This window comes from Paenibacillus sp. FSL W8-0439 (assembly GCF_038008995.1).
Taxonomy (GTDB): domain Bacteria; phylum Bacillota; class Bacilli; order Paenibacillales; family Paenibacillaceae; genus Paenibacillus; species Paenibacillus polymyxa.
Genome location: NZ_JBBPAK010000001.1, coordinates 1,021,882 through 1,042,435 on the forward strand (window position 1 = coordinate 1,021,882; position 20,554 = coordinate 1,042,435).

The 20,554-nt window shown below is 44.5% G+C and carries 15 protein-coding genes; all 15 read left to right on the top strand.

Going from position 1 to position 20,554, the window contains the following annotated elements; translation table 11 throughout:
- Nucleotides 1-107: 107 nt before the first annotated feature.
- The 15 genes from MKX36_RS04595 (at nucleotide 108) to MKX36_RS04665 (ending at nucleotide 20,431) form a co-directional block, all read left to right on the top strand.
- Nucleotides 108-833, top strand: coding sequence for a methionine ABC transporter ATP-binding protein (locus MKX36_RS04595; protein ID WP_123796835.1), 726 nt, complete (start codon nucleotides 108-110; stop codon nucleotides 831-833).
- The gene (locus MKX36_RS04600) at nucleotides 826-1,497 is read left to right on the top strand and encodes a methionine ABC transporter permease (protein WP_016819897.1); all 672 of its coding nucleotides are present in this window, start codon (nucleotides 826-828) and stop codon (nucleotides 1,495-1,497) included. Before MKX36_RS04595 ends, MKX36_RS04600 begins: the two co-directional genes overlap by 8 nt.
- A gap of 274 nt (nucleotides 1,498-1,771) precedes the next feature.
- The gene (locus MKX36_RS04605) at nucleotides 1,772-2,629 is read left to right on the top strand and encodes a MetQ/NlpA family ABC transporter substrate-binding protein (protein WP_340864289.1); all 858 of its coding nucleotides are present in this window, start codon (nucleotides 1,772-1,774) and stop codon (nucleotides 2,627-2,629) included.
- A gap of 346 nt (nucleotides 2,630-2,975) precedes the next feature.
- Complete coding sequence (locus MKX36_RS04610; RefSeq protein WP_016819899.1) at nucleotides 2,976-3,395, top strand: hypothetical protein; 420 nt, start codon at nucleotides 2,976-2,978, stop codon at nucleotides 3,393-3,395.
- A gap of 15 nt (nucleotides 3,396-3,410) precedes the next feature.
- The gene (locus tag MKX36_RS04615) at nucleotides 3,411-8,378 is read left to right on the top strand and encodes a DUF4132 domain-containing protein (protein ID WP_340864290.1); all 4,968 of its coding nucleotides are present in this window, start codon (nucleotides 3,411-3,413) and stop codon (nucleotides 8,376-8,378) included.
- 229 nt (nucleotides 8,379-8,607) lie between these two features.
- On the top strand, nucleotides 8,608-9,102 hold the full coding sequence (locus MKX36_RS04620; RefSeq protein ID WP_025364116.1) for a GNAT family N-acetyltransferase: 495 nt from the start codon (nucleotides 8,608-8,610) through the stop codon (nucleotides 9,100-9,102).
- Between the two features lie 194 nt (nucleotides 9,103-9,296).
- Nucleotides 9,297-10,280, top strand: a complete 984-nt coding sequence (locus MKX36_RS04625) for a Gfo/Idh/MocA family protein (protein WP_016819902.1) — start codon at nucleotides 9,297-9,299, stop codon at nucleotides 10,278-10,280.
- A gap of 497 nt (nucleotides 10,281-10,777) precedes the next feature.
- Entirely contained in the window at nucleotides 10,778-13,507 is a 2,730-nt protein-coding gene (locus tag MKX36_RS04630; protein WP_340864291.1) for a glycoside hydrolase family 3 C-terminal domain-containing protein, read from the top strand.
- A gap of 187 nt (nucleotides 13,508-13,694) precedes the next feature.
- Nucleotides 13,695-15,212, top strand: a complete 1,518-nt coding sequence (locus tag MKX36_RS04635; RefSeq protein WP_340864292.1) for a glycoside hydrolase family 30 protein — start codon at nucleotides 13,695-13,697, stop codon at nucleotides 15,210-15,212.
- A 304-nt stretch (nucleotides 15,213-15,516) separates the two neighbouring features.
- Nucleotides 15,517-16,185: an S-layer homology domain-containing protein gene (locus MKX36_RS04640; RefSeq protein WP_340864293.1), complete on the top strand. Its 669-nt coding sequence runs from the start codon at nucleotides 15,517-15,519 to the stop codon at nucleotides 16,183-16,185.
- A 100-nt stretch (nucleotides 16,186-16,285) separates the two neighbouring features.
- Nucleotides 16,286-16,774 carry a hypothetical protein gene (locus MKX36_RS04645; RefSeq protein WP_016819906.1) on the top strand — a complete coding sequence of 163 codons (489 nt, stop codon included), beginning with the start codon at nucleotides 16,286-16,288 and terminating at the stop codon, nucleotides 16,772-16,774.
- A gap of 1,368 nt (nucleotides 16,775-18,142) precedes the next feature.
- A complete protein-coding gene (locus MKX36_RS04650) occupies nucleotides 18,143-18,442 on the top strand; it encodes a hypothetical protein (protein ID WP_340864294.1) in 300 nt (99 codons plus the stop codon).
- 35 nt (nucleotides 18,443-18,477) lie between these two features.
- Nucleotides 18,478-18,903, top strand: coding sequence for a hypothetical protein (locus tag MKX36_RS04655; RefSeq protein WP_340864295.1), 426 nt, complete (start codon nucleotides 18,478-18,480; stop codon nucleotides 18,901-18,903).
- A 483-nt stretch (nucleotides 18,904-19,386) separates the two neighbouring features.
- A complete protein-coding gene (locus tag MKX36_RS04660; protein WP_117288429.1) occupies nucleotides 19,387-19,728 on the top strand; it encodes an iron-sulfur cluster biosynthesis family protein in 342 nt (113 codons plus the stop codon).
- 145 nt (nucleotides 19,729-19,873) lie between these two features.
- Nucleotides 19,874-20,431 carry an SLOG family protein gene (locus tag MKX36_RS04665; protein WP_025364125.1) on the top strand — a complete coding sequence of 186 codons (558 nt, stop codon included), beginning with the start codon at nucleotides 19,874-19,876 and terminating at the stop codon, nucleotides 20,429-20,431.
- Nucleotides 20,432-20,554 lie beyond the last annotated feature (123 nt).

A 20,554-nucleotide genomic window follows, 5' to 3' on the forward strand; every position in this document is an offset into this window, starting at 1 on the left:
CTGTGGTATATTAATGCAATGGGAATTGACGGCTCGTACAGACCCGCCTGGGCTGGCGGGCTTATTACATTTTCCCGCAGTAATGGATCATCAGGAGGCCAAGTTTCATGATTACGCTGCATCAGGTAAACAAGCATTATACCACCTCAAGCGGCCCATTTCATGCGGTTCAATCCGTGTCTCTTCAAGTGGAGGAAGGGGAAATTCACGGTATCATAGGTGCCAGCGGTGCCGGCAAGTCTACGTTGCTCCGGTTGATGAATGTATTGGAAAGGCCGGATGAGGGAAACGTGGTTGTGAACGGGGAAGATCTGACTCGCATGCCGGAAAAACGTCTCCGTGAAGCGCGGCGATCCATAGGGATGATTTTTCAGCATTATCATCTTGTTCATAATCGGACGGTAAGTGGAAATGTAGCAATGCCGTTGGAGCTGGCAGGTGTCGCGAAAAAAGAGAGAGCGGAACGCGTGCGCGAATGCCTGCAATTCGTTGGTTTAGCGGATAAGGCAGAACAGTATCCGGCACAACTGAGCGGAGGCCAAAAGCAACGTGTGGCGATTGCCAGAGCACTGGCGAATCGTCCTGCGGTGCTGCTTTGTGATGAGCCGACCTCAGCCCTTGACCCGCAGACGACCGCTGATATTCTGGGCGTGTTAAGGGAGATCAACCGTGAACTGGGAGTTACCATTGTAATCGTCACACACGATATGGACGTGGTACGCAATATTTGTACCCGTGTATCCGAAATGCGGGACGGGCATTTACTTTCAACGAAACATGTAGCTGACCCTATGGTAGATTCAACCTTGGAAGCAGGTGAAGCTGATGAATGACATGTTGAACATCATTGCACAGTATCAGTCAGAGATATGGAAAGCCATCGGGGAGACGTTTATCATGGTGGGGATTTCTATCGCAGCAGCTGTACTGTTAGGGCTTCCGGCAGGAACGATTTTATATTTGTGTGGTAAAGGGCAAAAATATGAAAATCGACTGCTCTTCACCATACTGAACAGTCTGGTCAATGTCATCCGCTCGTTTCCGTTTTTGCTGCTCGTGGTGTTTATGATTCCATTTACACGTTTGGTGGTAGGCACGGCGCTGGGCACGATGGCAGCTACGGTTCCCTTGTCAGTGGTAGCCATCGCCTATTATTCGAGACTGGTGGAACAATCGTTGCTTGAGGTGCCCAAGGGTGTGATTGAAGCCGCTACGTCTATGGGAGCATCCACGCTCCAGCTTATTTTTAAATTTCTATACGTGGAAGCCCGTTCTGGACTTGTACTGGGTTTGACCACGTCCACCATTAGCTTCATCTCCTACTCCACGGTGATGGGCATTGTGGGCGGCGGCGGGGTAGGCGATTTTGCCATTCGCTATGGTTACCAGCGGTTTGAAACAGGCTTGATGGCGTTCACCATCGTCGTTATGATTATTTTCGTACAAACGATCCAGTTCACCGGAAGCACCATATCCCGCCGGATCGACAAGCGGTAAGAGGTTTATGAATCTCTTTATTAACACTTGCACAACTCACTATGGGAAATAAAAATGACTTTACAGTGCCTCAAAAGCGGAGCGGGCAGAATTGTTCTGGAGAAGCGTTAGCGTTCGCCTTTGAAATGGGATTCTAACCTATCATCACTTTAAATGAGAGAATCCCATTTCAACAGCGATCGGAAGAACAATCTGCACGCGAAGCGGCTGAATCTCCCACTGTAACTCATATTTTATCTTCCCAATCACAACTAATTTGGAGGTTCATCATCGAATGAGTCGGAAAAACAACATGAAAACGAACTTGAAATTACTTACACTATTTGCAGTGTTTATGTTGCTGGTTGCCGGATGCGGTGGTCAGAAGCAGGCTACACAAGAAACAACAACTAAAGAAGCAACATCCCAAAAAGAAGTGACCTTGAAAGTAGCCACGCTGATCCCACCGATGACAGATGTGCTGGATATCGTGAAGCCACTGCTTAAACAGGACGGAGTCAATCTGGAAATTGTTGTGCTGTCAGACAATATCCAACCGAACAACGCATTGGCAAGCCGTGAAGTGGATGCTAACTTCTTTCAGCATGCTCCGTTTATGCAACAATATAATGAAAGCAACAAATCTGATTTGGTAGCGGTAAAACCGATTTACAACGCCATTTATGGCGCGTACTCCAAAAAATACAAGAACATTAAAGACCTGCCCGAAGGTGCGACGATTGCCATTGCCAATGATCCGGCCAATACCGGACGTTCTTTGGTAATGATGGAGCAAAACGGTCTAATCAAGCTTAAAGAAGGTGTAGGCTATAATGCTACACAGGCTGATATTATTGAGAATAAGAAAAAGTTTGTGTTTAAAGAAGTGGATTTGTTGATGCTGGCGCGGTCGCTGGATGATGTGGACATGGCTGCCATGTATCCCGCATATGCCAAGCCGCTCGGTCTGACACCGAAGAAGGACGCGCTGATTACCGAAAAAGATGATACGCACTTTGCCATTAATTTGGTAGCGCGTAAGGATAATGCAGATTCCGATGCCATTCAAAAGCTGGCAAAACGAATGACCGGACCGGAAGTACGCAAATTTTTTGAGGACAATTACAAGGATAGCGTTATTCCAGCATTTTAAATAAATAAGTATTGAAACATTATTTTTGATGATATTTGACCTGTATAATGGAGTGCAGTCTGTGAAGAGCAGATGGTCTCCCTTGTGCAGGTCTTTTTCTTTTTCATCCTTAATATGGGTAAAATTCATCGAAATCAGGGTACAAAGTCTTATTTTTTAAGATTTTAGTGTATTACAGCACTGTGAATTTTGGTCATAAAGGGTGATAGAGTAATGATAAGGAACCTATTAAAATAAATATACGAACAAACATTCGTTTTATGTTTTGTTAACGATGTTTGTAGGAGGGTCGAGAAATTCAGCTGACAACGGTTCAAAAGCGTCAATAAAAAGGAAGGGAAACAATATGAAGCTGTTTGTAACTGTAAAAAGTTTGGGAAAGCGTAAACCCGCACTCGCACAACAGGAAATAGAGCTGAGCCCTACTCCAGAAACATTGCGAGATTTGATTACAGCAACCGTTGCCCTGAATGTTCAAAAGCTACGGGAAAAGCAGGAGAGTGTCGCGCTGATTCCGTTCCTCACGGGAGAGGAAATTCAGGCACAAGGCGAGACAGGCAAAGTTGGATTCGGTTCCATATATAATGATGGTGTTCCTAATATTGAGGCTGCCGTGAACACGGCGATGCAGGCCTTTGAGGATGGTTTATACAGGGTTTTTGTATGTGATGAGGAAGCGATTGAACTGGACGCTCCTTTGTCACTTCATGCAGGGGATGAGATTGTATTTATACGCTTCACAATGTTGGCTGGAGGCCTATGGTAGAGGAGGAGACGAAATATGCATCAGGAGAACAATGAGCAAGAATATTTCGCCACACTGAAAGAGCGCACGACGCAACTGGGTGGACAACAACAGGAGTTGGCTCAGTATGTTGTGGAACTGGGTAAGCTTCATTACATACAAGAGGTTGAGGAGCCATTTATCAAATGTCAGCAAATACTGAAAGAACGGGCGGCAGAAAGCGGAGAACCGCTGTTCAAGCCACTGGCAGAAGTGTTGCGTTCTCTAATTGGACAAACAGCTGGCGATGTGTTTGCACATCTAACCGAGCATGTGACCGAATATCCTTACAGCACTGGGTATGAGCGCAGACCGTTTCGCACTTCGGATATTACCGCTCATACTTCCCGGGTTTATAAAAAAATGGTGCAGTTGATCCGAATGGACTGTATCGGATTCTCTATAATGGATTATTTAACGAAAAAGGATTACGAACCAGGCAGGGATTACCGGATTCAGGAAACGATTGGGGATTGGATTGCTTACGAGCTAGACAACGGCAATTCACAGGTGCTAGAGGCGCTAAAAGCTATTATTTATGGGGATAATCAGGCGGCGCTACTTACGCGCAATATGATTAAAGGCATGCTGCTAAGCCATCAAGATGAGAATTATCACATGATTGGCGAGCTGCTGGCAGCGGCCAGGCTTCAAGAGGGATTACGCCAAAGCATTGTGGAGCAAATGGATGAAGGAACTCCTCAGGCTCTCATTTATCTGTTAAAGGTGATCATCGACCAAGGCTTCATTCGATACAGTTCGGTAGTGCGGGCGCTTGCAGTGTGGACGGGCATGGGCCTGGAATCTGCCAATCAGCGAGTCGTTCGCCAACTGATCGAGCAGGCATATGAAGCATTGACTCGCAGTGAACAGCGCCAGGAATGGCTGACCAGCTCAAATGCTAACGAACTATATATGAGTTTGTGGGCTACGGCAGTACATGAGGAACGTGATTTATATGGACAGGTTCGCCAACTTATGGAGCAGGGAGCAGCATACCAGAAGATTGTAGCACAGTATGTACTGTCTAATACTAAAAACAAGGATCTGCGCCTCGGAATTGCGAGAGAATATCTGGATGAGACGGACCCGGAGCTTCGCTATTGGATACTGACGAACTATACAACTGATTATTTTTATGAATGGGTAGAAGGCGGGACGGTCGCGGATCGAATCGTTAAAGTGGCGCGCACTCCTTTGCTGGAGAGCAAAGAGGAGCGTCGTAAGGATTTTGAACGACTTCATAATCTGTTTGTACATATGAAAAAGGGTGAGTCTACCGAGCCTTCCAAGGTGCTGGATTATGTAAACCTGTATCACCGCTCGGATGCACCTATTCAAAAAATGCTGTATCTCGCTGGTTATGATATGGATGCTTCCTGGATTGGGGAAATTATAGCCTTAAAGGATCAGATTAGCCCTAATCTGCGCGGCGAGATATTGAATCATTTTGTGCAGAACCCTGAGGATACGGTACAGCGTGATTTTATCTTTTCCAGCTTCTCAGACAAAAGCATGAGTATCCGTGAGTTCGCTGTGGCCAAGGCACGTAAGCTGACGCTGTCGGAACCAGAAATGCAGCAAATGGAAGCTTTATTAAAGCTCAAGACAGGCTCGTTGCGACAAAGTGTCATCGGTGTGTTGCTTTCACAAGCGGAAGAGCCGCTTGCAGGCTCATTGGAACGCTTGCTTCGTGCGAAGGCGGAACTGCAACGATTGGGTGGACTGGAAATATTGACGAAGATATATGCAGACCCGGATCGTGCCGAGCAGTATGAAAGCCTGCGGGCTTTAGCGGATATCATTCAGCAACCCACCGCCAAAGAGGAGCAACTGCTGTCCAAGCTGGGACAGGAGGATGCTTATACAGGGACAAACGGCTTTGGCTTGTACGATCCGAATGTCAAGGAAGCTTGGTTGGAAGAGAAGGTTGATCTGGGTGATTTCCGAATGGCTGATGTTTTTGCTAGTCCATTGGAGAAGCTCAAGCAGTTTTTGAGTGGACTGGATGAGCTTATTCATCATCATCGTGATGTGGAATATACTGCGGAGTATTATTCAGGCTACAAAGATACATTGCTTATTGGGACGAATCTTCGCCCTCTACGACTGGTTCAGGTCGATGAAGAAGTAGATTCCAGGCTGTCTTTATATCCTCTTTATGAGGAATGGGAACGTTATTTGCAGGAAAGCGGCATAGAAGCACGTGATCTGCTGGAGCTTGTTTTTTATGATCGATTGGAGCCAATGGACCAAACGTTGGATCGCTACTATCGATATTTCTCATTTAACTTTGGCTATTCAGAACAAAGCAAGCAAAAGCTGCTAGAAGGATGGCGTAAAGACTTCGCCGAACAAATGTATCCTTTAGAGCGGATTAACGAGGTTCAAAAGTGGATGGCAGAGCTGACCTATTCCGATCAGGTAAGCACATTAATTAATGCTTATTTTATGGACACAGCCGGTTCCGAAACATTTGACGTAATCGACCTTGCCTTCAATTCACTAATGCAAAGTATGCCTAAGGATAGACCTGTAGAGGATATGGGAATGTTTCATTTATTGTCCGGCCCGTGGTTGGCATTGGAGAAAGGGCGAGTCCATGATAATGAGTCCTTTAAGCGCTTTTTCCATACCTTTGTGAACTACGCAGAATGGCCAGGCATGGAAAATCGTTTTTATTCTCCGCTGGATCTGGAGGATCACTTCAAAGCCTATGAAAAAGGACTGATCAGTGTAGGTGAAGTGTATCGGGAGCTGCTGGCCGGTAGTGAAAGCAGAAGGCATATGAGCACCTTAACCAATGCTCGTAATACATGGATTTCCAGCAAGCCAGAATTTTTGGAGATACGTCGTACGGTTATTGATCGACTGCTAGAGGTTGAATTGGTTCGAGGCGATTTGCCTACCGAAGCCACGTCAAAGGTGATGGGTCTGAGCCGGATTGAAGGCATGGATTATTTTATCCGTATTCTGGAGGGGCTCGACAAGGAAACGTTCGTGCGTGGTTATGTGTATGGCTACGGTGATCGTATTACCAAAAAAGAATCGTTCAGCCACTTGCTCAAGGCATGTTATCCAAGTGATGGCGAGGATGCTGCATTACTCAAGGAGAAGCTGAAGAAAACTAAAATTACAGATAAACGTTTGTTGGAGGCGGCAATGTATGCCCCACAATGGATTGAGATTGTAGCAGGCTATCTCGGGTGGGAAGGACTTCGCAGTGCAGCATGGTACTTCCATGCGCATATCAATGAAGGCTTTTCGGCTGAGAAGGAAACGATTGTAGCTCATTATTCACCGATAGCTCCGCAGGATTTTAATGATGGTGCCTTTGATATTCACTGGTTTCATGAGGCCTATGAGACGCTGGGCGAGGAACGATTTGATCTGCTGTACGACTGTGCCAAGTATATTTCGGCTGGAGCCAATCATCGTCGATCCCAATTGTTTGCGGATGCGACGTTGGGTAAGCTGAAACGGAGTGAAATGGAAAAATCAGTGGAAGACAAGCGAAACAAAGACCATTTGTTGACCTACAGTTTGATTCCACTTGCCGAGCCGCCTGAACCAGATGTCCGCGAACGTTATGATTTTATCCAGAAGTTTCTGGAACAAAGCAAGAAATTCGGGGCACAGCGTAAGGCTAGTGAGGCACTGGTTTCACGGATTGCGCTCGGGAATTTGGCACGTAATGCAGGTTATGATGACGTAACCCGTCTCGTCTGGGACATGGAAGCTCGCAAGCTGGATGATCTCCGCTCTTATTTTGAGCCCCATGCCTTAGATGAGGCTACAACGATACAACTGGTCATTGATGATGAAGGAACGGCAGATATTGAAATTGTCAGCAAAGGGAAGACGCTGAAATCCATTCCGGCTCATTTCAAGAAGGATGAGTATGTTACGGCGTTGAAAGAGCTTAAAGGAGATCTGGTAGACCAATATCGCAGAGCTCGCAAAGAATTGGAACGCTCTATGGAGTCTGGTACGACCTTTATGGTGAAGGAATTAAGAGGATTGTTAGGCAATCCTGTGCTTGCTCCGCTGGTGAGGACACTGGTTTTCAAAGCTGGTGATCACCTCGGTTATTTTAATGGGGATACGTTGGTGTTGACTGCTCCTTCTGCTGAACAGCATACTATTGGAGAAGAGGATAAGTTGGTTATTGCACATCCACTTCATTTGTACGAAAGTGGTCGTTGGAGCGAATTCCAGAAGGACTTATTCGACCGCCAGATACGCCAGCCATTTAAGCAGGTGTTCCGTGAGCTGTATCTGCTGAATACTGATGAACGTGCCAACGCGACAGTTTCCCGTCGGTATGCGGGACATCAGGTACAGCCGAATAAAACGGTATCCTTACTAAAAAGTCGCCAATGGACAGTCAGCTATGAAGACGGACTCCAGAAGGTGTACTATGCCGAGAATCTGATTGCGAACCTGTATGCCATGGCCGATTGGTTCTCACCAGCGGATACTGAGGCTCCTACACTGGAGACCGTGCAGTTCTTTGATCGGACAACATATAAGAGCGTGCCTTTGGAGGAGGTTCCACCTGTTCTGTTCTCTGAAGTTATGCGGGACGTGGATCTGGTCGTCAGTGTTGCTCATGTAGGCGGCGTTGATCCAGAGGCTAGTCTGACAACCGTTGAAATGCGTAAGGTCATTGTACAGGAATCCCTTCGTCTGCTGAAAATTAGCAATGTACGCTTAGATGGGAATTACGCACGTATAGATGGGAATCTTGGCGAGTATGCGGTGCACCTCGGAAGCGGTGGGGTCTACAAGCAAGCCAAGGGAGCACTGCACATTATTCCGGTGCATTCGCAGCATCGTGGTCGCATCTTCCTGCCGTTTCTGGATGAGGATCCAAGAACAGCCGAGATTCTATCCAAAATAGCGTTGCTGGCTGATGATCAGAAAATCAAGGACCCACAAATTCTTGAACAGCTTCAAGCGTAGAATAGAAATTGTAATATAAAGAAAATCATAATTAACTCAACGTTCGCATCTAGACAAGGCTTCAAAATCATCGACTGTGCAAGTGGAAGCTAAGTTTAGCTGCGGAGGTTGAGTTATTTAATCTCAGGTATGAATCGAGCTCGAATAAGGAGATATGCGTAAAAAGTTGTTCCTGGTTTTGAAGGGAAGCTTACGACATCACAATTGACGATAATAGGAGAATACAGCGATGATAAATAGTATCCTTTTACAAGAGTACACAACTGAGTATCAATCGCAAGTAGTCGATTTAATTCTACATATTCAACAGAACGAATATAATATCGCCATCACTAAAGAAGATCAGCCTGATCTGCTTGATATTGAAAACTTTTATCAGCATGGTAACGGCAACTTCTGGGTGGCTCTTCACGAAGGAATCGTAGTAGGGACGGTTGCCTTACTAGATATCGGAAACCATAAGACGGCGCTCAGAAAGATGTTTGTAAAACAAAACTATAGAGGCAAAGCCTTTAATGTTTCAAATCAATTACTTCAGCATGCCATAGGATGGGCCAAGGAACGGTCTGTTGAGGGAATCTATCTTGGAACAACACCGCAATTCGTAGCCGCTCATCATTTTTATGAGAAGAATGGATTTGTTAGTATAGCTCTTGATGAATTGCCAATGGGCTTTCCAGTTATGAAAGTAGATAAAAAGTTTTACAAATACACCATTCAATAAATGGCCTGAACCAAGACGATCCTAAAGGAAATTCCTGCTCAAAACTGACTTCGTGCTCGCCTCGCTGCCTTCCTGCCGAGCTGCAATACAAACTGCCGCCGAGCAGGAATTCCTTTTGTTTAGGACAGGTGTTTGCTAGAATGAAGAAGACCGTGTAAGCCAATGTTAACTATACAACTGGGAGGGATACAAGTATGAGCAAAAAGATTAAATGGGGAATTGTCGGTACGGGATGGATCTCAGATCAGTTTGTTGCCGATCTGCAACATGTTACGAATGGAGAAGGATACGCCGTTGGATCACGCAATATTGAAAGCGCTACCGAATTTGCAGCCAAGCATCAAATGGCACAGGCTTATGGTAGCTATGAGGAATTAGTGCAAGATTCCGAGGTCGATGCTATTTACATAGGGACTCCTCATCCTTTTCATAAAGAAAATGTTCTAGCAGCTCTACGAGCGGGCAAAGCCGTCTTGTGTGAGAAACCCTTCACCGTCAACAGCAAAGAGTTGGAGGAACTAATCCGTTACGCCCGTGACCATAAGCTATTCCTGATGGAAGCAATGTGGACGCGTTTTTTGCCTCCGATACGCCAAGTGCAGGAGTGGCTACATGCGGGACGTATTGGTGAAGTGAAGTTGGTGAAGGCGGAATTCGGTTTTCGCATAGATTGGAACCCAGAGGGAAGATTATTGAATCCCGAGCTGGGCGGAGGGGCATTATTAGATGCGGGAATTTACCCCGTTTCTTTTGCTTCGATGGTGTTTGGCCCTGAACCAGAGCATGTATGGAGTACTGCTTATATCGGGGAAACGGGCGTTGATGAGACATTTTCAATCATGTTGGATTATGGAAAAGGACGTACAGCTATGCTTAATGGGGCAGTTCGTCTCGGACTGACGAATGAAGCTTATATCCATGGAACCAAGGGCTATATTCACATTCCGTCGTTCCTGAATGGTACATCGGCTACTTTAGTTGTGGACGGTGAAGAGGCGCAAAACTTTCAGGATGATCGTTCCTCTACAGGCTATGCTTTTGAGGCAGAAGAAGTTGGGCGCTGCTTGAACGAAGGTTTGCTCGAAAGCTCTACTATTTCTTTGGATGAATCATTAGGAATTATGAAATTGATGGATCAGATTCGTTCACAGTGGGGACTTCGGTATCCGTTTGAATAATCACATTGAATCCACAGTGCTTCCAGGGACCGTTCAGGTTCCTGGATTTTTTTTGTTACCCAAACTTTTTTATACATAAGTATTTCCAATTTCCTAAATAGAGACTTTGGTCGCACGCTAAAAAAGACCATAGAAGCATGTCAAAGTGTGGGACATATGAATCATTTTTTATGATTATAAATAGTTAAAAATACGTCATTAAAAAGTTACAAAAGTGTAATCTTATGATCGGTTAACTGAATTGTTAGCGCTCTCTTTTTATGAGAAAGAATGAAGGTCCTAGTGTTCTTCTTCCAAAAACTTTCAATGAAATTTCCGAAAATGTGCGGTAGGGTGGTAAACGTGTCACTTGAGCCATTGCGGCTTTTGCTGATTTGCTTGCTTACCCCGTGGCTCTGGATTTTTGTTGGAGCTCGCAGGGTCGAGAGCCTTTGCAAGCCTGTGAGCGTTGAATAGGCATTCACCTCATGACCAAACATCAAGGAGGAATTACAAACGTGAAAGTAAAATCAACATGGGTGTTCCGTATGGTGATGATGACAGTCATTGCGGCTGTTGTGATCGGACCTATGCATATTGCAGGAGCGGCAGGAAGCCGGACAGATCGGCCTTGGATGAACACGTCCCTGTCGGCTGAGAAACGGACAGCATTGCTGTTACAAGAAATGACGCTGGAAGAAAAAATAGATCTGGTGACTGGTAAGGTCAACAATTATTATGGATTTTATAATAATTCGATGGAACGGTTGGGTATTCCAGCGTTAAAGATGGCAGATGGACCTGCGGGTGTGCGGATCGCCAATCCGGATGTGCAGGACAAGCAATCGACGGCGCTGCCTGCCCCTATTGCACTGGCCGCAACCTGGGATACCCAAGCTGCCAAACAGTATGGAGATTTGCTTGGAGACGAGGCTTTTAATACAACTCATAATGTGGTGCTGGGACCGGGGATGGATATTGCCCGCATTCCATGGGGATCGAGGAACTTTGAATCTATGGGCGAGGACCCGCTACTGCAATCGCAAATGGCGACCGCTTATGTCAAAGGTGTACAAAGCCACCCTGTCTTGGCGACTGCGAAACATTACCTTATGAATAATCAGGAGACGGAGCGTTTCACGACAAATGTCAAAGTCAGTGACCGTGCGCTGCATGAAATTTACATACGCCCGTTTGAGGAGGCTATTGCCAAGGCAGATTTGGGCGGAGCTATGTGCTCCTTTAACAAGGTCAACGGCGAATCGGCATGTGAGAACAAGACCATCCTGACAGACCTTTTGAAAAAGGAAATGCAATTCAAGGGTTTCGTGATGAGTGATTATGGCGCGAATCTGAGTACAGTCGAATCGGCAAATAGCGGCTTGGACCTGGAAACACCGGGAACCCCTTATGGTAAATGGGGAGATCAGCTGCTGGATGCGGTCAAGACTGGTAAAGTAAGTGAACAAACGATTGATGATAAGGCTAAGCGTATTCTGGTGCAGATGTTCAGTAAAGGTTTGTTTGATCACCCGGCTCAAAATAATCAAATTGATGCCCGTGACCATGGTAAAACAGCCCGTCAATTGGCTGAGGAAAGTATGGTGCTGCTTCAAAATAAAAACAACGTATTACCGTTGTCTCAAGATAAACTCAAATCCATTGCTGTGATTGGTCCAGATGCAGATAACGGCACCGTGGCAGGCGGAGGCAGTTCGTTGGTGAACCCGACGTACACGGTGAGTCCGCTGGAGGGCATTCGTAATCGTGTAGGCAAAGGAGTTACCGTCCAGTATGCACCGGGCACGGATCCTATTTCTGCGGGGGACATTATGCCAGGTCCATCAGCTGTTCCGTCTTCGTTGCTGACCACATCCGATCAGAAAGAGAATATCAGTGTTGGATATGCGACTTATGGAGATGCTGAGCAGGGACTGCGAGGCGAATACTGGAAGAATAACAAGATGGAAGGCAATCCGATTCTTGTGCGCAATGATGATCAAGTCAATATGAACCTTGGTTTTTATAATTATCAGGGCTTCAATGCGAAGTCCCCTAAAGTTCCTAATACACCAACGACCCTGAACGGTTTGATATCTGCACGCTGGACAGGGGCTATTGCAGCTCCCAAGGATGGTGACTACGCATTGTCATTAACCAGTTTGGGATCAAGCAAGCTGTATCTTGATGATAAGCTATTTGTAGACAACCAAGGTACGAAGCTGGGAACAACGAAGAAAAACATCTCGTTCAAAGCGGGGGAAAAACATAAGATTCGTATTGAATATCGTGCCGATTATCCAACAAATGGTCGCGATTCTGGCGGTATGGTTCGTCTGGGCTGGGAGCCTCCAGCAGATACGACAGACAGGCTGATTGACAATGCTGTAAAGCTGGCCAAAAAATCGGATGTTGCGATTGTGGTCACGCGTACGTATGAGAGCGAAGGCTATGTGGAGCGTTCCGATATGGAGCTGCCAAACAATCAGGATCGGCTGATCCGTGCGGTTGCCGCTGCCAATCCGAAAACCATTGTGGTACAAATGAGCGGCAGAGCTGTGCAAATGGACACCTGGCAGGACAAAGTTCCTGCGATCGTACAGGCATGGTTTGCTGGTCAAGAGCAAGGGAATGCCATAGCGCGCGTCTTGTTTGGGGATGTAAATCCTTCTGGCAAGCTACCGGTAACCTTCCCGGTTAACGAGCAGTCTACACCTGTATCCTCACCGGAGAAATTTCCGGGAATCAATGGAGTGGGTGACTATTCAGATGGTATTTTTGTAGGCTACCGTGGATATGAAAAATCGGGTATCCAACCTGCGTTCTCCTTTGGACACGGTTTATCCTACACGACTTTCGGATATAGTGATTTGAAGGTAAAACAGCATGCGAGTGGAAAGAAATCCGATCGTACAAGTTCAGTCGAGGTTTCGCTTAAATTGAAAAACACTGGGAAAAAAGCTGGAGCTGAGGTTGTACAGGTATACAGCGGTAAGCTCCCGACCAATGTAGAGACCCCATCCCGTCAACTGGCAGGTTGGGCCAAGGTGGAATTAAAGCCGGGCCAAGAGAAGAAAGTCCGCATTGAGCTTGACCCGAAAGCTCTCTCTTATTGGGATGAAAAATCCAAAGCATGGGTTATGCCATCTGGTGAAGTTCCGATTTATGTAGGCAGCTCCTCTCAGGATACAAGACTGACAGGAAGTGTTACGATTCCGGCAACCTCTACAGAAAAGGCAAAAAAGTAATCCCGTTATATTCCTTTTAAAGTGGTTAAATTTCAAGAGAGCACGGGCACTAGCACCGGCTCTCTTTTTGCTATAAGTAGGTAACCATTCTAATAGGATCTAATAGGTATGCAAAGGGAAAACCTAGTGAAAGCTGTAATAGTAGGAATGATGGAGACAGGATGATTATAGAGAAAGGAGGATATAGATGAAGAAACTCCACAAACAACGACGTTCTGACTTCTTGCTGCTTATAGTTACAGCTATTATCTTGATTGGTGCTATTCTGGTCAGTCTGGCTATGCAGAATGGTGTGAACACGGCAGGCGAAAAGAATGTCAGTATGTGGCTAACCACACCGGACCCCGCGAATCGTCTAACACAGCAAGCCCCAATTCCATGGAGAATAGACGACAGTAACGAAGCTGCAGCGAGTGCGGATACACTGACGGTTGAGATTAGACCGAATATTCGTTACCAGACGATGGAAGGGTTTGGTGCAGCCGTATCCGGTTCGTCCGCATATCTGATGAATCATGGCATGTCTGCCAATCAACGTGACCAGTTGCTCAATGATTTGTTTACAGCCGGCGGCATTCAATTAAGCTATATTCGCCATACCATTGGAGCATCGGATTATTCAGTGGATGAACAGGGACAACCTAGCAGCTATACTTACGATGATGTGGCAACGGGCAAGGACTATGAGCTAAATCATTTTTCCATTGCCAAGGATCGGGATGTGATCGATGTGCTGAAGCAAATTCTGAGAAGAAACCAGGATTTACGGATTATGGGGACTCCATGGACGGCCCCGCCCTGGATGAAATATGGTGAGCAGATATATAACGGCTGGTATTTGGACTATACCGATCCGCGTGTCTATCAGGCGTATGCTGACTATTTCGTTCGTTATATACAAGCCTATGCGAACGAGGGAGTCCCAATTCAGGCGATTTCCATTCAAAATGAACCGGAATTCACCACGTCCAAGTATCCCAGCATGAGTATGGGAGCAGTGGAGCAGGCGAAATTTATCAAGCAATACTTAGGCCCTGCTTTAAGTCGAAACGATTTGTCTACCCACATTATTGCCTTTGACCATAACTGGGATACAGGGAGTGAATATGCCAAGACCGTACTGGGAGACGAACAGGCTCGAAGCTATACGCACGGAACAGCCTTTCATTGCTACCAAGGAGAGCCGACAGCGATGACAGACGTGCACGATGCTTTTCCGGATAAGCCTGTTTATATGACAGAATGCAGCGGAGGAGCATGGAGCCCGGGCTTTGGAGATGATTTAAGCTGGGATATGTCCAAGCTGATTATTGGCGCACCTCGAAACTGGTCGCAAAACGTCCTCTTTTGGAATATTGCACTTGATCCATCCGGCGGTCCGACCAATGGTGGATGTACCAACTGCAGAGGTGTAGTGACCATCGACCCGTTAAGCGGTGCCGTTACAAAAAATGTAGAATACTATGCGATTGGACATGCCAGCAAATTTATTCGTCCAGGTGCGGTACGTATTGATTCTACCCACTATAGTGGAAGTATCGAAACAGTCGCTTATCGTAACCCCGACGGTACGCTGGTCCTGATTGCCGCCAATACGGGAGAGAACACCAAGACCTTTAAGGTTCGGCAGGGAAATCACGTTTTCAAATCAACCCTTCCATCCAAGTCAGCAGCTACCTTTCAATGGGAGCCTACAACTTCCTGATACGGTCTCTACATCAATGTTTATAAAAATTTTAGAGTGCTTAGCCCTAACTGGCTAAGTGCTCTTTTTTTTCTACCAAGTTCCAATTGTGAATAAATAAAATTTTAATATTGTTCAGAATCGGTTCAGAAGCGGATGATAAGATCTTTTCACTAACAAAAGAATGAACCGTGAACGAGGAAAAACTGGTGATCAAGAACCAATAAAGAATGGCAGAAGGCGCTAATTGTGACGTTGCTGGCAGGTATGGCATGAAGACCACAGCTTTGTTCATGTGGAAAAGAAAGGGGACACGTCAGTAATTGTGAGTAAAGCGAATACAGTATCATTTACCGATCAATCCAATATGTCATCCCAAGCGTTGCAGGTGGTACAGGAGGCTGTGAAGCAAGGGCTGATCACCGGTTATCCAGATGGCTCATTTCAGCCAGATCAACCACTGACGGGTAAGGAAATGGCCGCTTTGCTGGCTAATGTACTTAAGCTTGCCGTAACGGCGAAAGCAGTAACTTTTAATGACACACAGGGGAGTTGGGCCCTTCCTTATATAGAGGCGGTGCGTGCGGCAGGTCTAATGACTGAGGACCCAACGGGAGCTTTCCACCCGGGTGCTCCGGTGAGTCATGAGGAATGTGGCAGTTCTATAACGAATCCAACACCCACACCTAACCATGTACCTGTTACAGCCACAGTTCCTCCCGATCAATATGGCATTGTAGGTTCTGAAGATACACTAGTAGATTTAAAAAATGTATTTTTTGGTGCTGATCAGGATGAGCTATCGTATCGTGCGATCACTTCAGATGTAAACGTAGTAAAAGCAGAAGTAGCAAGTCAACAGCTTACGTTAAAGCCCAAATCAGCAGGAAGCACACAGGTGTTAGTGACAGCAGAGGATGGGAAAGGTGGTAGAGCGAGCGTGTTTTTCACCTATACAGTCACTGGCTCTACTTATAGCTCAACTTTGATCTAATTAGATGTTACAAAGCTGGACGTTCACGTTGTATTTAGTGGTACCGCCTGGCAGAGCGACTATATTTCAGGTTCATTAGGAACCACAGGAGGCATTTTTTTTGTTCTTTTCACAATATGTCGATGGTGGAGACGGTCGCATCGTGCTGCAATTGTTTTACAACCGAGAATGTGACTTCTCTCATAAAATAGAAGGATATGAGCTGGAGGTTCACCAATTCATGAAAAATACGAACCGCATGAACGTGTCCAGCATAGCGCTATATCCGGTTAACCCATTAATACCGTATCTGATCATAAACAGCATCTTTTACGATTTTATGGATGTTACAAATGTTTCCTATTTTAATCAAGAGGGTCATTTTTATAACCCAAGCGAATTTAATACGGTCGCATATGTACTAAAATATCATGGAACTGTGGTAGATGTGCTTGGAGAGCCTCATTCGCAGGATCAATTGTTTCCTCAAGGTGGGACATTTGTTCGTAAACAAGGTATAACATGCGGATCGCCCGTTTTTAATCAGCACAATGAGTGGATTGCATACCCGAAAGGTACTTATCAATATGTGGGAAGGCATACACCTTAATTGTGTATATTGGGGGGAGGCAAAAAAACTTCGAACAGAAAAGCTAAAGGTTTTCATCGTATGTATCTTACAACATTTGGTGAACTTAGTTTTACGAAATTAGTTTATAAGGATTGCTTGGTAAAAATTAGAGATTTCCATACAGATTTGGTTGGATGCTTCTAATGAAGAAAGATGTGTAGTTATGCATGAGTTATGCTTGGCAGTAGCTTGCTTTTCATCGTTTCCCATCAATCTACCGGGTCATATTCTCCGGCTAACACAAGAATGGAAGAATTGTAACAAAAGATTAAGACTTCAATGAGCGAGAATTATAGTATCCTTGAATGAAAGTTCAACACTCCAAGGAGTAGTTTTCCTTCGCGGTCTCTACTCCTTTTGGCATTAAGCTAAAGGGAAACGTTTGTTTAATCAAACAGCGGTAGTCTAGGACTTTATTTCTCGTCCAAGGCTGCTGCTGTCTTTTTTTTGGGGACAATCGGATACTTATTTTATCGAGGTTGCCGATTTTGAAAATTGAAAAGACGCTTGGAACTGTATATCTAGTCTAATATTTTACTTACTTATGCTTATGCCAGGTATTTTTTTATGATGTAGTTTTCCTATATTTGTGACCAAATCGTTTTTGCCTCTGTTAACTTCCCTCGTGTCCTCAATGCAATTGAAGTAGCGATCCGTTATCAATTTTGATTGATTTGTCTTCTGTTATTAGTACAAGCATTTTTCATCCTCTTAGCATGTAATAGAGCATGAGGGGAGGTGAATCCAATTGGCTAATACACGTCGTCCAGTAAAAAAGAAAATAACACAATATAACTCTCCAGAACACAGATGTCACAGAAGATGTCGCAGAGCTTGCTGGTATGGTGACCACTGGGATCTTTGCGAGGAATGCAGAGTAGACCATAACGGAAACAACAACAGCTCGCGCAAAAATAGTGGTAAAAGCAGCGTTGTGAAGAAAGTGAAAAAAATCAAGAAAACTTGCAAATGTGGAAAACGATAAGTAATCAAAAACATCTGTTTGCGCTTAAAAGCCTTCTCTGTTAATACAAGAGGGGGCTTTTAAGGTTATAAAACCACAATAAAAAACATATCGGGGGATATATCATGGGATGGTTAGCAGAGGGCGTAAAGAAGAAAACATTGACCATTCGAGAGTCTACGACATTATGGAGGCATACAATACATATGAAAAATGTATCTATATCACTAAAGCGATGACAATAGTAAACACCTGGATTAAAAACTGTGGTACTAAGATTAAAAATTCCATTTTTATTTCCTCCTTATTAAGACCCTAAACGATGTATAACTTTTTTCTAAATTTCTAAAGATAAAGAAAAAAATGGGAAGAGGGAATTTTGAATGAAGAAAAAATGGTTTACGCTACTTGCTACACTTACAATGGTGGCTGCATTAGGTACTTCTGTATCCGCTGCACCTGTTGTTCCGTCGGCTGATACTTCAGTTTCGGTTTCTGCTTCTGAAGCTTTAACAAAAGATCAAGCTACATCCGAAACTGCTGTCGATCAATCCGAGCAAGAGACTCAAAAAGTTGTCACAAAATACTTAACTGCTATGCACGAAAAGAATTTTTCGGATGCAGTAATAGAACTGATTTTGACAAAATTGAAGTTGTTGGTACCCAAAAAGAGTCCAGTGTAGCAGTTACAATCAAAGAGGATGGGGAAAAACAAAATATGAAAGTAATCAAAGATGGTGATAGCAATCCTGCAACCGTTAAAGCACTGAATCCATCTGAAATTTCTACAAATGCGGCTGTAGACTATTATAGACTTAGTGGGGTTCAATATGGAACTGTACTAATTGGGGGCGACGCATTTTCTGTTGGTTCATCCCATTCGGCGACAATCAAAGGATGGCAAGACACAGGTATTAGTGACGTAAAAGCTGTTAATAGATATGAGATTGTGCAAGATGTATGGAATGGATGGAAAGAATGGAGTGTTCCACAGAAGGTATCTGGAAACAGTTCTGAAAAAGATTCTATTACCTGGTACAGTAGATCTTTTGATGGTGTCCCGGCAGGTAGTGGATATCATATCAGAATTTTGAATTGTTTTCATTCAAAAAAACGAACGCTACATTTGAAGCTGCAATGCTGATTGATTGAGAAGTAGGGGGGTTCTGGAGAAATCCAGGAGAGCCCTTTTTAATACATGGTTGAAACTAAAGGCTGGTTTTAACCAGCCGGGGTATCTGTAGCAAGTAGACTGACTGATCGACAAGTAAGAGAGCGACTCCCTCTGTTTCATATTTAATAAATAAAAATTTGACATCAATCAAATCATATTTCCCTCGGTTGTCCTCCAAAAAGTCTTGAAGATATCCCATCTCCCACTAACCATTAATAATCCTACTTTTGAGAGCTTCTTTTTCACTAGGAACCATACCTAACAGGAGAGAGGCAATACCTGCTGCCAAGCTAGGTGCAGTGTATCCTTTTGTAAATGCGATCATTAATGATCTCCTTGTACTTAAAGTTTTTAGATGATTATAATGAAAATATAGTTTATATTTAGACTTTTTGAAGTTGTAGAGTCCTAATATATCCAAACACTTCAATTACAAAGGAGAGAATTCATTTCATGAGTATACATTTAGAGTTGGATTCCTTGTCGGTTGAAAGGCTAGCAATGGTCCTTTCAGGACGGCCAGGCATGTTTAAGTTGTTTTATGATACTGAAGATTGTGGATGCAACGGCGTACTTGTCATCTTGGTGATCGATGCACCAAACGCAACCGATACAGCAGTTCAGTCCAATTCTTATTCTTTTTGGGTAGATCGGCAGCAGGAGCAGCAGTTCGACAGCCAAATGCGGCTTGAGGCAGATCCAAGTTATCCGTCGTTCAAGCTAAGTAGCGATGCTGGTATATTGAGCAGCAATGTTAGAATCCAAGATCGGCGTGTAAACTCGTCCAAGGCGTGATATGCGGACGTAATAAAAATATTAAGCACCAAAAAGCAATGCTGAATTAACACCAGCTTCCCAAAAACGAACCTTGTTAAGCCCATAGGGCAGAGGTTCGTTTTTACAATAATCTTTATGATAATTTCAGAAGGACGATGAGATGATGAAAAACTTGCTCGTTTCTGGCTATCGTGCCCATGAGCTGAATATTTTTAGTCAAAAGCACGAAGGTATTCCATACATTAAAAAGGCGATTGCAGGCAGACTGATTCCCCTGATCGAAGAAGGGCTGGAATGGGTAATTACCCCTGGCCAATACGGGGTGGACTTGTGGGCTTGCGAGGTCGTCATTGCATTAAAGGAGCAATATCCTCACTTAAAATGCTCTATTATGATGGCTTATCAAAATATGGAGGAAAAATGGAAAGAGGATAAAAAGGAATATTTTCAGCAGATTTGTGCCGAAGTTGACTATGTGGGAGTGGTTAGCCGCCAGCCGTATCAGGGAATATGGCAACTCAAGGCACGGGATGAACTCCTTTTCCGCAAAACAGACGGTTTATTGCTTGTGTACGATGAGGATGCCGGAGAGGGCAGCCCACGTTTTATGAAGGAACTGGCATTGAAAAAACAACAGGCAGAAGGCTATCAATATATCAGTATTAGCTCAGAGGATATCCAAAGCATAGCTGACGAAGAACGATTATTCATGGACCTATGATTTTTAAAGCATTAGCCCGGATTTTTGAACAAAAAGGACGGAATCGTCCCTTTACATTTATGTAAGCGCTATCATAAGATTTAAACAACCATAACTTATCAGTCATATAAAATAAATTTATTG

Bases quoted from the DNA above. Each gene is read 5' to 3' on its own strand.
- MKX36_RS04610 (WP_016819899.1), top strand. From the start codon at position 2,976: ATGAAGCTGTTTGTAACTGTAAAAAGTTTGGGAAAGCGTAAACCCGCA.
- MKX36_RS04650 (WP_340864294.1), top strand. From the start codon at position 18,143: ATGAAGAAAAAATGGTTTACGCTACTTGCTACACTTACAATGGTGGCT.
- MKX36_RS04660 (WP_117288429.1), top strand. From the start codon at position 19,387: ATGAGTATACATTTAGAGTTGGATTCCTTGTCGGTTGAAAGGCTAGCA.
- MKX36_RS04595 (WP_123796835.1), top strand. From the start codon at position 108: ATGATTACGCTGCATCAGGTAAACAAGCATTATACCACCTCAAGCGGC.
- MKX36_RS04605 (WP_340864289.1), top strand. From the start codon at position 1,772: ATGAGTCGGAAAAACAACATGAAAACGAACTTGAAATTACTTACACTA.
- MKX36_RS04655 (WP_340864295.1), top strand. From the start codon at position 18,478: ATGAAAGTAATCAAAGATGGTGATAGCAATCCTGCAACCGTTAAAGCA.
- MKX36_RS04635 (WP_340864292.1), top strand. From the start codon at position 13,695: ATGAAGAAACTCCACAAACAACGACGTTCTGACTTCTTGCTGCTTATA.
- MKX36_RS04615 (WP_340864290.1), top strand. From the start codon at position 3,411: ATGCATCAGGAGAACAATGAGCAAGAATATTTCGCCACACTGAAAGAG.
- MKX36_RS04600 (WP_016819897.1), top strand. From the start codon at position 826: ATGAATGACATGTTGAACATCATTGCACAGTATCAGTCAGAGATATGG.
- MKX36_RS04665 (WP_025364125.1), top strand. From the start codon at position 19,874: ATGAAAAACTTGCTCGTTTCTGGCTATCGTGCCCATGAGCTGAATATT.
- MKX36_RS04620 (WP_025364116.1), top strand. From the start codon at position 8,608: ATGATAAATAGTATCCTTTTACAAGAGTACACAACTGAGTATCAATCG.
- MKX36_RS04625 (WP_016819902.1), top strand. From the start codon at position 9,297: ATGAGCAAAAAGATTAAATGGGGAATTGTCGGTACGGGATGGATCTCA.